This window comes from Mycobacterium palustre (assembly GCF_002101785.1).
GTDB classification, from domain to species: domain Bacteria; phylum Actinomycetota; class Actinomycetes; order Mycobacteriales; family Mycobacteriaceae; genus Mycobacterium; species Mycobacterium palustre.
Genome location: NZ_LQPJ01000122.1, coordinates 1 through 12,226, shown reverse-complemented (window position 1 = coordinate 12,226; position 12,226 = coordinate 1). Strand labels below are relative to the sequence as shown.

14 protein-coding genes, 1 pseudogene and 1 riboswitch are annotated in these 12,226 nt (G+C 69.2%); of the genes and pseudogenes, 8 read left to right on the top strand and 7 right to left on the bottom strand.

Going from position 1 to position 12,226, the window contains the following annotated elements; translation table 11 throughout:
• Positions 1 to 78: 78 nt before the first annotated feature.
• The 3 genes from AWC19_RS20230 to AWC19_RS20220 are packed head-to-tail and all read right to left on the bottom strand — an operon-like array spanning position 79 to position 1,693.
• The gene (locus AWC19_RS20230; protein WP_085079786.1) at positions 79 to 354 is read right to left on the bottom strand and encodes a DUF2537 domain-containing protein; all 276 of its coding nucleotides are present in this window, start codon (positions 352 to 354) and stop codon (positions 79 to 81) included.
• Positions 351 to 1,265, bottom strand: coding sequence for a TrmH family RNA methyltransferase (locus AWC19_RS20225; RefSeq protein ID WP_085079784.1), 915 nt, complete (start codon positions 1,263 to 1,265; stop codon positions 351 to 353). The genes AWC19_RS20230 and AWC19_RS20225 overlap by 4 nt, the downstream gene beginning before the upstream one ends.
• Positions 1,262 to 1,693, bottom strand: coding sequence for an Rv0880 family HTH-type transcriptional regulator (locus tag AWC19_RS20220; RefSeq protein ID WP_085079783.1), 432 nt, complete (start codon positions 1,691 to 1,693; stop codon positions 1,262 to 1,264). Before AWC19_RS20220 ends, AWC19_RS20225 begins: the two co-directional genes overlap by 4 nt.
• Before the next feature lie 112 nt (positions 1,694 to 1,805).
• On the opposite strand from AWC19_RS20220, the gene AWC19_RS20215 reads away from it, so the two are divergent.
• Positions 1,806 to 2,078, top strand: coding sequence for a DUF2530 domain-containing protein (locus tag AWC19_RS20215; RefSeq protein WP_085079782.1), 273 nt, complete (start codon positions 1,806 to 1,808; stop codon positions 2,076 to 2,078).
• Positions 2,079 to 2,102: 24 nt separating this feature from the next.
• Positions 2,103 to 2,558 carry an SRPBCC family protein gene (locus AWC19_RS20210; protein ID WP_085079781.1) on the top strand — a complete coding sequence of 152 codons (456 nt, stop codon included), beginning with the start codon at positions 2,103 to 2,105 and terminating at the stop codon, positions 2,556 to 2,558.
• Positions 2,559 to 2,743: 185 nt separating this feature from the next.
• On the opposite strand, the pseudogene AWC19_RS20205 reads toward AWC19_RS20210, so the two are convergent.
• Positions 2,744 to 3,538, bottom strand: a pseudogene (locus tag AWC19_RS20205) (DUF3027 domain-containing protein); the annotation flags it as partial.
• Positions 3,539 to 3,667: 129 nt separating this feature from the next.
• Here AWC19_RS20205 and AWC19_RS20200 point away from each other — a divergent pair.
• Complete coding sequence (locus AWC19_RS20200) at positions 3,668 to 5,332, top strand: MFS transporter (protein ID WP_142281321.1); 1,665 nt, start codon at positions 3,668 to 3,670, stop codon at positions 5,330 to 5,332.
• Positions 5,329 to 5,832, top strand: a complete 504-nt coding sequence (locus tag AWC19_RS20195; protein ID WP_142281320.1) for a DUF2771 domain-containing protein — start codon at positions 5,329 to 5,331, stop codon at positions 5,830 to 5,832. Before AWC19_RS20200 ends, AWC19_RS20195 begins: the two co-directional genes overlap by 4 nt.
• Before the next feature lie 18 nt (positions 5,833 to 5,850).
• On the opposite strand, the gene AWC19_RS20190 is transcribed toward AWC19_RS20195, so the two are convergent.
• The 3 genes from AWC19_RS20190 to AWC19_RS20180 all read right to left on the bottom strand — a co-directional run bounded on the left by AWC19_RS20190 (position 5,851) and on the right by AWC19_RS20180 (position 9,339).
• The gene (locus AWC19_RS20190) at positions 5,851 to 6,855 is read right to left on the bottom strand and encodes a glutathione S-transferase family protein (protein ID WP_085079777.1); all 1,005 of its coding nucleotides are present in this window, start codon (positions 6,853 to 6,855) and stop codon (positions 5,851 to 5,853) included.
• A gap of 23 nt (positions 6,856 to 6,878) precedes the next feature.
• A complete protein-coding gene (locus tag AWC19_RS20185) occupies positions 6,879 to 8,804 on the bottom strand; it encodes an acyl-CoA dehydrogenase family protein (protein WP_085079776.1) in 1,926 nt (641 codons plus the stop codon).
• Positions 8,805 to 8,931: 127 nt separating this feature from the next.
• The gene (locus tag AWC19_RS20180) at positions 8,932 to 9,339 is read right to left on the bottom strand and encodes a cold-shock protein (RefSeq protein ID WP_085079775.1); all 408 of its coding nucleotides are present in this window, start codon (positions 9,337 to 9,339) and stop codon (positions 8,932 to 8,934) included.
• A 162-nt stretch (positions 9,340 to 9,501) separates the two neighbouring features.
• Between AWC19_RS20180 and AWC19_RS20175 the strand changes: the two genes are divergently transcribed.
• The 4 genes from AWC19_RS20175 to AWC19_RS20160 form a co-directional block, all read left to right on the top strand.
• A complete protein-coding gene (locus tag AWC19_RS20175; RefSeq protein WP_085079774.1) occupies positions 9,502 to 9,906 on the top strand; it encodes a YccF domain-containing protein in 405 nt (134 codons plus the stop codon).
• Positions 9,903 to 10,982 (top strand): GTP 3',8-cyclase MoaA, encoded by a 1,080-nt coding sequence (moaA, locus tag AWC19_RS20170; RefSeq protein ID WP_085079773.1) that lies wholly within the window; start codon positions 9,903 to 9,905, stop codon positions 10,980 to 10,982. Before AWC19_RS20175 ends, moaA begins: the two co-directional genes overlap by 4 nt.
• Positions 10,983 to 10,986: 4 nt before the next feature.
• Entirely contained in the window at positions 10,987 to 11,265 is a 279-nt protein-coding gene (locus AWC19_RS20165; RefSeq protein WP_085079772.1) for a MoaD/ThiS family protein, read from the top strand.
• A 231-nt stretch (positions 11,266 to 11,496) separates the two neighbouring features.
• A riboswitch (cyclic di-AMP (ydaO/yuaA leader) is annotated at positions 11,497 to 11,678 on the top strand.
• Between the two features lie 13 nt (positions 11,679 to 11,691).
• Positions 11,692 to 12,226 (top strand): transglycosylase family protein (locus AWC19_RS20160; protein WP_085079771.1); only part of this gene is annotated, 535 nt, incomplete at its 3' end.

The window sequence follows — 12,226 nt, the reverse complement described above, 5'->3', positions numbered from 1 at the left end:
CGACACGCCACACCCCACCCGGGGGTTCTCCTCACATCAAGCCGACACGCCTGCTACCAACGTCCTGGCCGAGTACAGCTAGAGGCCCGACGCCGTCATCGCCAGCAGCGTCAGCCACGCGCCCGCCACTCCGACGGCCACCCCCAGCACAAACCAGCGCAGCACCGGGGTGCGCCGCCAGCCCCACAGCGTCGGAGCCAGCCCGCCCGCGGCCACGATGTTGAGGCCGACCGCCAACAACGGGTGCACCCGGATCAACCCGAGGCTGAGCACCACGATCGCGACACCGGTCACCGACGCAACGAAGCCCGACACGGTTAAACCCGTTGCCCAGGGCACGGACTCGTTAGTCACGGACCGAGCCTAACCGCATTGCCCGCCTCTCCCCCTCGCCGCTCCGCGGCCGGGGGCACCCGCGCATCGGGCCGCCCCGCGGCCCGCATCGTCACCGAGCGCCCGCGCTCATAGAAGGCCAACGCCGCCGCCGTCGCGACGTTGAGCGAATCGGTGCCACGCGACATCGGGATGCGCACCCGCGCGTCGCTGAGCCGCAGGGATGCCGCCGTCAGGCCGGGCCCCTCGGCGCCCACCAGCACCGCGACGCGTTCGTCACGCGCCGCGGCCATCGCCTCGGCCAAAGCGCGGGCGTCACGGTGCGGCGTCATCGCCAGCAAATGAAAACCCTTGTCCTTCAGGGTGATCAGATCGGCGGGCCAGCTTGATGCGCGCGCGTACGGTACCAGCAGCGCGTGGCCCATCGATACCCGCACCGCGCGCCGGTACAGCGGATCCGCGCAGCCGCTGCCGAACACGACGGCGTCGACTCCCAGCCCCGCGGCGTTGCGAAAGATCGAGCCCAGGTTCTCGTGGTCATTGACGCCTTCGAGCACCGCGACGGTGCGCGCGCCGTCGACAACTTCGGCGATGCCGGGTTCGGGCACCCTCCTGGCAGCGGCCAACACGCCGCGGTTGAGGTGAAAGCCGACCACCCGCGCCATCACGTCGGCGGAGACCCGATAAAACGGTGCCTCGCTGGCAGCCAGGTCGTCTCTTAGCTCGGCCAGCCTGCGCTCGGTCCCCAGCAGTGCATGGGGGACGAACCGCGAGGCGAGCATGCGCTGCACCACCAGCACGCCCTCGGCGATCACCAACCCCTTGCCGCCCGGCAGGTCGGGACGACGATCGACGCTGTTCAGGTCGCGGAAATCGTCGAGCCGCGGGTCGTCGGGATCGTCGACGTCCTGAACATTCAGGGCGTCGCTCACGGGCTTTCGTCGACCAGCGCCAGCATCAGATCGGCGGCGCTGCGCAGGGTGTCGCGTTTGTCGGCGTCCAGCGTCGCCAGCCGCTTGGCCAGCCACTCCTGGCGCGCGCGGCGGGTCTCCTTGACCAGTTCGGCACCGGACTCGGACACCGACACCAAAACCTGTCGCCCGTCGACGGGGTGCGGCTTGCGGTCGACGAGCCCCATGTCGGCCAGCGACGCGATCACCCGCGTCATCGACGGCGGCCGGACGCGTTCGCGGATCGCCAGCGCACCGGGCGTCATCGCGCCCTCGTTGACCAGCGTGGCCAGCGCCGACAATTGGGATAGCGACACCGGCGACGACGGGTTGCGAAACCGCAGTTGACGGGCCAGCCGCATCACGGCCAGCGACAAGTCGCTGGCCAGCCGGGCATCGCTGTCAGGCATGGCGCGAGGTTACACGGAACACACAAAACTCGGGAAACCAGACCGCGAACGGCGGATTCTGGCGCTTTGACCCCCCGACCGGCTACATCGTCGCGGCGCTATGTTAGTCCCGATGTCTGACCAGCAGCCGCAGAGCCGCGAGGCCCCGCCGTTGCCGGCCTCCCTGCTCAAGGTGTGGCCGGTCGTGGTGGTCGGGTTCTGCGGCTGGCTTCTCGGGGCAGCCCTGGCGTTCGCCCTTCCCGCGTTGCACGCTTGGCGCCCGATCACGCTGGGCGGACTCGGCGTTGGGTTGATCGGCACCGCCATCTTCGTCTCGCAGCTCGCGGCGGCGCGCCGCGGAGCACGTGGCGCACAGTCCGGCCTCGAAACCTACCTCGACCGCTGAATTCGAAACGAACCCGGAGGCGCGATGGTATCCCCGCTCCTGCAAGCACAAGTCGAGATCGACGCGCCGGCGTCCAAGGTCTGGGAGCTGATATCCGACTTTCGGCGGATGCCGCAGTGGAGCCCGCAGTGTCGCTGGATGAAGCCGTTCGGACCGCTGCGTCCGGGCACCCGCACGCTGAACCTCAATCGCCGCAACCGAATGTTCTGGCCGACGACATCGACCGTCGTCGAGGTGATCCCGGAGAAAAAGCTGGCGTTTCGCGTCAACACCAACCGGACGATCTGGAGCTACGAGCTCGAACCTTGCGGGCAGGGCACCCGGCTGATCGAGAGCCGCCATGCCGAGAACGGCGTGTCCGCGTTCTCGAACCTGTCGATCAACGCGCTGTTCGGGGGGACCGAAAGCTTCGAACGCGAGCTGGTCGAGGGCATGAACACCTCGCTGGCGAGGATCAAAGCGGTGGCCGAGAAAGGCTAGTCCTGCGGCCCCGTGGCCTCGGGCGCAGGCTCGGTGCCCTCGGGCGCAGGGTCGGCGGCGTCGGCCGACGGTTCCGGCGGCTCGGTGGCGTCGGCGGCCTCCGGCGGCTCGGTGGCGTCGGCCGGCGGTTCCGGCGGCTCGGCGACCTCGGCCGGCGGTTCCAACGGCTCGGCCTCCCCGGGCGCGGGCTGCGACGGCGCCTGCGTCACGTCGAGGACGCCGTCGTCGTACGGCTCGTATGCCGGCGAGCCGCTCCCGGCCGGAGCCGGCGTGTCCGAATGGGCGCCGCAGCCGTACTGCTTGTCCACCACGTGCCCGTCGGCCGACAGCTCGTTGCCGCACACGCCGAACATCGCACCCAGCGATCCGGCAAGCGGGAGGAAGAAGCCGCAATCGCGGCACATGCGTTTGGTGGATCGGGCCATCGCCGAGTCGGGACCGTAGTCCCCGTTGTGCCATCGCTCGGCGGCCTCCAGGCGGCCCAAGGGGCTCATCACCCAGCGCCGGCCCAGTCCGATTTCGGCGGCGACCTCGTCGACCTGCGGGTCACCGCTGGCGGTGTAACCGGGCACCAAGCGGGGGTCGTCGACCGCCGGTGCCAGCAGATCTCCGGGGCTCAAATCCCCGGGCCGCACCCGTTGGTCCCAGGGCACCCACTCGGGTGCCAGCAACGCGGTCGGGCCGGGGATCAGCACCACTTCGCTGATCGTGACATGGCTCGCGCCGGGATACGCGGCGACGACGGCCGCCCATTGCCAGCCCTGGTAACCGGGCAGATGCGCGAGGAACCGGTGGGTCGCGGCGTTGGGATCCTCGTAGCTGACGCCCAGGTAGTCCCCCACCGCCTCCGAGCCGGCGAACTCCTCGACGGCGGCGCGGGCCTGCTCGGTCGCACCGGTCAGCAGCGCCGCCAACTCGTCGGACCACTCGGCCACGCTCGTCGCGGCGAGTTCCACTGACTCTCCAGTGGGTCCGGTCACGCTGTCCCCTTCCTGTGGTGCGCCTCCATCCTAGGTTGGCGAGCCACGCCCCGTGACCTGCCGACGCACGAACGCGGCATAGGGGAGAATTGCTGCGTGTCTGGACGGCGGCGTGAGGATCCGGGCCGTGTGGCCTCCAACCCGGGCCGCCGGACCCGCCCTGGAGTCAAGGCGTCGGCCACCCAGCATCCGGGTATGGCCAACTACCCCGCCGACGGCGCCGGCGATCGCCGGTCGCGCCGCGTGCCGCCGATGCCGAGCGCCAACCGGTATCTGCCGCCGCTGGGCCAGGAACCCGAGCCGGACCGCAACACCGGTGCGGCGCCCCGGGCGACCGCCTCGGGCGAACGCATCACCGTCACCCGCGCCGCAGCGATGCGCAGCCGCGAGATGGGTTCGCGCATGTACTGGATGGTTCAGCGGGCCGCCACCGCCGACGGCGCCGACAAGTCCGGCCTGACCGCGCTGACGTGGCCGGTGGTGGCCAACTTCGCCGTCGACTCCGCGATGGCCGTGGCCCTGGCCAACACGTTGTTCTTCGCGGCCGCCAGCGGCGAAAGCAAATCCAAAGTCGCTCTGTACCTATTGATTACGATCGCGCCGTTCGCGGTGATCGCGCCGCTCATCGGTCCGGCCCTGGACCGGTTGCAGCATGGCCGGCGCGTCGCGCTGGCGATGTCCTTCGCGCTGCGCACCGCGCTGGCGGTGGTGTTGATCATGAACTACGACGGCGCCACCGGCAGCTTCCCGTCGTGGGTGCTCTATCCGTGCGCGTTGGCAATGATGGTGTTCTCCAAGTCATTTAGCGTGCTGCGCAGCGCGGTGACGCCGCGGGTAATGCCGCCGACCATCGACCTGGTGCGGGTCAATTCGCGGCTGACCGTCTTCGGCCTGCTTGGTGGCACCATCGCCGGCGGCGCCATCGCCGCCGGGGTCGAGTTCGCCTGCACCCACCTGTTCAAGCTGCCGGGCGCGTTGTTCGTCGTCGTCGCGATCACGGTGGCCGGCGCGTTGCTGTCGATGCGCATCCCGCGCTGGGTCGAGGTGACCGCGGGCGAGGTTCCCGCCACCCTGAGCTACCGCCGCGACAGTGATCCGCCGCGCCGCAGCTGGCCCGAAGAAGTCAAGAGGGTCGGGGGGACTCTTCGACAACCCTTGGGGCGCAACATCATTACCTCGCTGTGGGGCAATTGCACCATCAAGGTGATGGTGGGCTTCCTTTTCCTGTACCCCGCGTTCGTCGCCAAGGCGCACCAGGCCAACGGCTGGGTCCAGCTGGGCATGCTCGGCATGATCGGCGCCGCGGCCGGGATCGGCAATTTCGCCGGCAACTTCACCAGCGCCCGCCTGAAGCTGGGCAGGCCGGCCGTCCTGGTGGTGCGCTGCACGCTGGCCGTGTGCGCGGTCGCCCTGGCCGCCTCGGTGGCCGGCAACCTGCTGGTGGCCGCGATCGCCACGCTGGTGACCTCGGGGGCCAGCGCGATCGCGAAGGCCTCGCTGGACGCCTCCCTGCAGCAGGACCTGCCCGAGGAATCGCGGGCCTCGGGATTCGGGCGCTCCGAGTCGACCCTGCAGCTGGCGTGGGTGCTCGGTGGGGCGCTGGGGGTGATGGTCTACACCGAACTGTGGGTCGGGTTCACCGCCGTGACGGCCCTGCTCATTTTGGGTCTGGCGCAGACCCTGGTCAGCTTCCGCGGCAATTCGCTGATTCCCGGCCTCGGCGGCAATAGGCCCGTCATGGTCGAACAAGAAGGGCGCAAGGGCGCCGGCAGGCCGGCGGCGGTGCCGGAGTGAAACGCGGTGTGGCCGCAATGGTGGCGGCGTTGTTGGCGGTGCTGTGCGTTGCGGCGGGCGTCGGGGCCTGGCTGCTGGTGCGCCCGTCGGGCCCGCGGCCACCGGAGATCAGCGCGTACTCGCATGGCCACCTGACCCGGGTGGGGCCCTACCTGTACTGCAACGTGCTCAACCTCAACGATTGCCAAGCGCCGCACGCCCAGGGCGAGCTGCCGTTCAACGAGCACTACCCGGTGCAACTTTCGGTTCCCGAAGCAATTTCCCGGGCGCCGTGGCGGCTGCTGCAGGTGTACGAGGACCCCATCAACACCACGGCCACCATGTTTCGGCCCGGCACCCGGCTCGCGGTCACAATCCCGTCGGTCGACCCGCAGCGCGGCCGGCTGACCGGAGTCGTCGTGCAGTTGCTGACATTGGTGGTCGACGAGGGACAACCGAACGACACCACGACCGTCCGCGCCGTCCCGCACGCGGAATGGTCTGTGCGGCTGGCTTCTTGATCCTTGGCGCCGAGGTTCCTACGCGCCGTGACCGGCGGGCACCCGCTCACCCTCGATCGGCGGACCGGGAGGGGTTCCGTCGCCGAAAGGCCTGCCGCCCAACGCTTCCCGCCCATGCGGGGACAACCAGCCCGCCAGGTCCGGGCCCTTGGGCACGATGCGGGTGGGGTTGATGTCGGCGTGCACGATGTAGTAGTGCTGCTTGATCTGGACGAAATCGATGGTGTCACCGAAGCCCGGGGTCTGGAATAGGTCACGCGCGTAGGCCCACAGCACCGCCATTTCGCTGAGCTTGGTGCGATTGCACTTGAAGTGACCGTGGTAGACGGGGTCGAACCGGGCCAAGGTGGTGAAGAGCCGCACGTCCGCCTCGGTGATGGTGTCGCCCACCAGGTATCGCTGGTTGGCCAGGCGCTCGCTCACCCAATCCAGCGCGGTGAACAGCCGGTCGTAGGCGGCCTCGTACGCGTCCTGGGTGCCGGCGAAGCCACAACGGTAGACGCCGTTGTTGATTTCGGTATAGACCCTCTTGTTCACCTCGTCGATCTCGTCGCGCAGCGGCTCGGGGTACAGCTGGGGTGCGCCGTCGCGGTGGAAGGCGGTCCACTCCGTCGAGAAGTCCAGCGTCATCTGCGCGAAATCGTTGGTGACAACCGCGCCGGTCGGCACGTCGACGACCGCCGGCACCGTGATGCCCTTGGGGTAGTCGGGAAAGCGCTTGAAGTAGGCGTCCTGTAGCCGCGGGATCTTGAGCACCGGGTCGACGCCGCCGGGGTCCAGGTCGAAAGTCCAACTGCGCTCGTCGTGGGTGGGCCCGCAAAACCCAATGGACAAAACGTCTTCCAGCCCCAGCAGGCGGCGGACGATGATCGCGCGGTTGGCCCACGGGCACGCGCGGGCGACGATGAGCCGATACCGGCCGGGTTCGACGGGATAGCCGTCGCGCCCGTCGGCGGTGATGCGGGTGGCGATGTAATTGGTGTCGCGGGTGAATTCGCCCGCCCCGGCAACATAGGTGGCCATGGCGACGATTGTGCCAACCGTGATCAGGTCAGGAAACGCCGCGCCAGGTTGGCCTCGGTCGACTCCCCCGGTTCCCAGTGCGCGATCCACGGCCCGGTGCCCTCGGACTGGTCGAGGACGCCTTCCTCGAGCCAGGTGTAGTGGCCTTCCAGCACGTCGTGGGTCAGGCGGACGTCGGTGCTGTCGGTGTTGGCCCATAACGCCTCAAACAGGGCGTCGACCCGCAGGGTGGCCTGCTCGCAGAACGCTTCGGCCAGCTCGTATGCCTGCCGCCCGAGGGCCGGGTCGGCGCCGCGCTGACCCTTCGCGCGCACACACACCGCCGACATCGCGAACAGCTCGGCGCCGATGTCGACGATGCGCCCCAAGAAGCCCTGCCGTTGCTCGAGTTTGGCCTGCCAGCGGGCCATCCCGTAGAAGGTGTTGCGGGCCAGCTTGCGGGTGGAGCGCTCGACGAATCGCAGGTGCGACGCCAGCGGGCCGAACTCGCTGTAGGCCCTGGGCCGCTGCCCTTCGCCGAACACCAACTGCGGCAACCACTTTGCGTAGAACCCGCTAGCCGCGACGGCCGCGGCCGCCTTCTGGCGGAGGCCGGTGTCGGGCTTGGCCAGGTCGCCGGCCGCGGCCAGGTGCGCGTCGACGGCCTCCCGCGCGATGAGCAGCCGCATGATCTCGCTGGATCCTTCGAAGATTCGGTTGATGCGCAGGTCGCGCAGCGTCTGCTCCACCGGCACCGCGCGTTCGCCCCGCGCGGCAAGCGATTCCGCGGTCTCATAGCCACGGCCACCGCGGATCTGCAGGAGCTCGTCGGCGATCAGGCAGGCCATCTCGCTGGACCACAACTTGGCCAGCGCCGCCTCGATCCGGATGTCGTTGCGGCCTTCGTCGGCCATCTGTGCGGACAGCTCGAGCACCGCGTCCAGGGCGTAGGTGGTGGCGGCGATGAACGAGATTTTGCTTGCCACCGCTTCGTGTTTGGCGAGCGGCTTGCCCCACTGCACGCGCTCCCCCGACCATTCGCGGGCGATCTTGAGCGCCCACTTGGCAGACCCGGTCGCACTCGCCGGCACCGACAGCCGCCCGGCGTTCAGGGTGGTCAGCGCGATCTTCAGGCCGTCGCCTTCCCGGCCGATCAGGTTTTCGGCGGGCACCCGGACCCGGTGCAGCCTGGTCACGCCGTTCTCGATGCCGCGCAACCCCATAAACTTGTTGCGCCGCTCCACGGTGATCCCGGGGGAATCGGCCTCGACGACGAACGCGCTGATGCCACCTCGGTGCCCCTCACCCTTGGGAACCCGGGCCATCACGACCAGCAGTTCGGCGACCACACCGTTGGTGGTCCACAGCTTCACGCCCTCTAGCTCGTACGCGGCGCCGTCGTCGACCGGCGTGGCCGTCGAGGCCAGGCGCGCCGGGTCCGAGCCCACGTCGGGTTCGGTGAGCAGGAATGCCGAGATGGCGCCAGCGGCGCAGCGCGGCAAGAACTTCCGCTTCTGTTCGGGTGTGCCGGCAAGCTTGAGCGGCTCGGGCACGCCGATCGACTGGTGGGCCGACAGCAGCGCGCCCAGGCTGGGATGAACCGACGCGACCATCACCAGCGCCCGGTTGTAGGCCACCTGCGACATGCCCAGCCCGCCGTACTCGGTGGGGATCTTCATGCCGAAACAGCCCAGTTCGGCCAGGCCCTTGACGTATTCGTCGGGGATTTGCGCGTCCCGTTCGATGACGCTGCCGTCGACGGTGTCCAGGAACGACCGCAGCCTGTCCAAAAATGCGCGGGTGCGCATCTCCTGCTCGTCGGACGGCTTGGGGAACGGGTGGATGAGCTCCAACGGGAAACGTCCCAGGAACAGCTCTTTGGCGAAAGATGGCTTGTCCCAGCCGCTTTCACGAGATTCCTCGGCGAGGGCCCGCGCTTGTGCCTCGGTAACCTGCGCTTGGTGTGCCATCGCCGCCTCCTTGCTAAGGACTAACATCGAGGCTTGATTACCCGCTGTATAGCCGAATACTACGGCGAATCGTCACGAAAGTGACCAGTAGTCGCCGCGCAAAATCGAGGCAGGCGACCGCCCCGAGTTAGGAGTCGAGCTCGCGGGCCACGGCCCGGACCACCTCGGAGACCCGGCGGGCGGTCTTGCGGTCCGGATAGCGGCCCTTGCGCAACTCCGGCTGCACGGCGCTTTCCAACAGCGTGATCATGTCTTCGACCATGCCGTGCAGCTCGTCTGGGCTGTGCTTGTGCTCGACGGGCGCCTCGCGACGCGCCTTGGCCAGGCTCGGTGGCGGGTCGATCAGCTTGAGGCTTAACGCCTGCGGGCCGCGCCGGCCGGAGGCGACGCCGAATTCCACCCGTTGTCCCGCCTTGAGCGCCTCCACCCCGGCCGGCAGCGCCGACGAGCGGACGTAGACGTCTTCGCCGTCTTCCTGCGACAAGAAGCCAAACCCCTTTTCGGAGTCATACCACTTCACCTTGCCGGTCGGCACTGGTCTCACCTGCTTGTCTGACGGGATAACTAGGATGGACAACACAAGACGCGTCCCGCCTGCGCAGGACGCGATGTGAATTCTGATCCTACTCGGATGCGCGCCTGACGAGCACCCCCGTTACCCGTAGCTAGGTAGGCTGGCATCACCGCTGGAGGAGACATGCGCCTGGTCCTGAACATCGTTTGGCTCGTGTTCGGCGGCCTGTGGATGGCCGCCGGATACCTGCTGGCCGCGCTCGTCAGCTTCCTGCTCATCGTCACCATCCCCTTCGGATTCGCGTCGCTGCGCATCGCCTCCTACGCGCTGTGGCCGTTCGGCCGCACGGTCGTCGACAAGCCGACCGCCGGGACCGGCGCCCTGGTCGGCAACGTCATCTGGGTGCTGCTGTTCGGGATATGGCTGGCGATCGGTCACTTGGTGAGCGCGGTGGCGATGGCGCTCACCCTGGTCGGCATTCCGCTGGCGCTGGCCAACCTCAAACTGATCCCGGTGTCGCTGATGCCGCTGGGCAAGGAGATCGTTCCCGTAGACGCGCCAACCCGCTTAGCTGCGGTGGCTGCATGACCCTGACCGCATTGGGCGTGCCGACGGTGCCGAGCCGCACCGGCGGCGCGGCCGCCCGCGACGTCCCCGCGAGCGGCCCGTTGCTCGACACCTACGGCCGGGTCGCCACCGATCTGCGCGTCTCGCTGACGGATCGGTGCAACCTGCGATGCAGCTATTGCATGCCGGCCGACGGCCTGGACTGGCTGCCGACCGAGCAACTGCTGCGCCCCGACGAATTGGCCCGGCTGTTGCGTATCGCCGTCACCCGGCTGGGCATCACCGGCGTGCGGTTCACGGGCGGTGAGCCGCTGTTGGCCCGGCACCTCGAAGAGGTGGTGGCCGCGGCGGCCGGTTTGCGGCCCCGCCCCGAGATTTCGCTGACGACCAACGGCGTCGGACTGGCGCGTCGGGCAGCCGCGCTCGCCGCGGCGGGGCTGGACCGGGTCAACGTGTCGATGGACAGCATCGACCCCGCCCACTTCGCCGCCATCACCCGTCGGGACCGGCTCGACGACGTGCTGACCGGCCTCGCGGCCGCCAAGGCGGCGGGCCTGACGCCGGTCAAGGTGAACGCGGTGCTCGACCCGACGACCGGGCGCGAGGACGTCGTGGGCCTGTTGCGGTTCTGCCTCGAGCACGGCTATCAATTGCGGGTCATCGAGCAGATGCCGCTCGACGCGGGGCATCAATGGCGCCGGGGGGTGGCGCTGACCGCCGACGACGTGCTCGCGGCGCTGCGCCCGCACTTCCGGCTGCGGCCCGACCCGGCGCCGCGCGGTTCGGCGCCGGCCGAGCTGTGGCTGGTCGATACGGGCACGAACACGCCCAGCGGAAAGTTCGGCGTCATCGCGTCGGTGTCACACGCCTTCTGCTCGACCTGCGATCGCACCCGGCTCACCGCCGACGGCCAGATCCGCAGCTGCCTGTTCTCGGCCGAGGAGACCGACCTTCGAGGCCTGCTGCGCGGCGGCGGGTCCGACGATGCGATCGAGGCGGCATGGCGCACCGCGATGTGGGGCAAGCCGGCCGGCCACGGCATCAACGACCCTTACTTCATCCAGCCCGACCGCCCGATGAGCGCGATCGGTGGCTAGCCCGATGGATCAAGTCCCAGCGGAGGCGGAGGGAATTCCGGTGACGGTTCGCTACTTCGCGGCCGCCTGCGCGGCCGCGGGGACCGAGGCCGAGACGCTGGTGGTGCGTCCGGGCACGACGGTGGCCCAGCTCGTCGAGCGCCTCGCCGGCCGCGGCACCCGCCTCGCCACCGTGTTGGACCGGTGCTCGTACCTGTGCGACGGCATCGCCGTCCGGGACGACACCGCATTGTTACGCGCCGGTGACACCATCGACGTCCTGCCGCCCTTCGCCGGCGGCTGAAACTGTGAAATGCATCACGTAACGGAACGATAACGGCGCGGACACGCTCCGATATCGGCGCGGTGACCTGCGCAAATCGCCAGTGTTCCTGGGCTTTTCGCAGATGGCGGTGAGGGAAACGCCGGGTTTCTTAAGACGTGACGCGACCAACAGAAACCGCTAGCGTCTCCGAGGGCTCGCCAAGACCGATGGCGTTCCTCCCTTCCTATCGCGCGCCGAGCTCCATCCAATAGGCAGGGGACACCGACAAACGGATGGAGACGGGGGACCCACCGGTCCACCGTGATCGGACCGGGGCCGCTCGCGGCTCCTTGGGGTGAAGCCGACGTCGCTCCCACGTGGACGACGCGGCCGGGTGGCCTCTCCAACCCGAACCCGACAGCTGACCTCGCAGGCGCGTTACGAGAGAGGAATATTTCGGCGCGTATGAGTGGACGGCATCGCAAGCCCTCTAATTCCAGCATCAGCGTCGCCAAGATCGCCGTTACCGGCGCGATTCTTGGTGGCGGCAGCATCGCCCTTGCCGGTCAGGCCGCCGCGGCCACGGATGGCGAATGGGACCAGGTAGCCCGCTGCGAGTCGGGCGGCAACTGGGCAATCAACACCGGCAACGGCTACCACGGTGGTGTGCAATTCAGCGCCAGCACGTGGGCCGCGCATGGTGGCGGCCAGTACGCCCCGTCGGCCGAACTGGCCACGAGAGAACAGCAGATCGCGGTCGCCGAGCGTGTGCTGGCGACACAGGGTCGCGGCGCCTGGCCGGTGTGTGGTGGCCCGCTGTCGGGTCCCACCCCGCGCGAGGTTCCAGCGCCCGCACCCGCCGGGTTGAACGCGCCGCTGGACGCCCCCGGCCTCAACGGCCTTCCGGCACCGCCGGCCGACGCCCCGCCGCCAGCCGACGCACCGCCGCCAGCCGACGCACCGCCGCCAGCCGACGCACCGCTGCCCCCGCCTCCGCCGC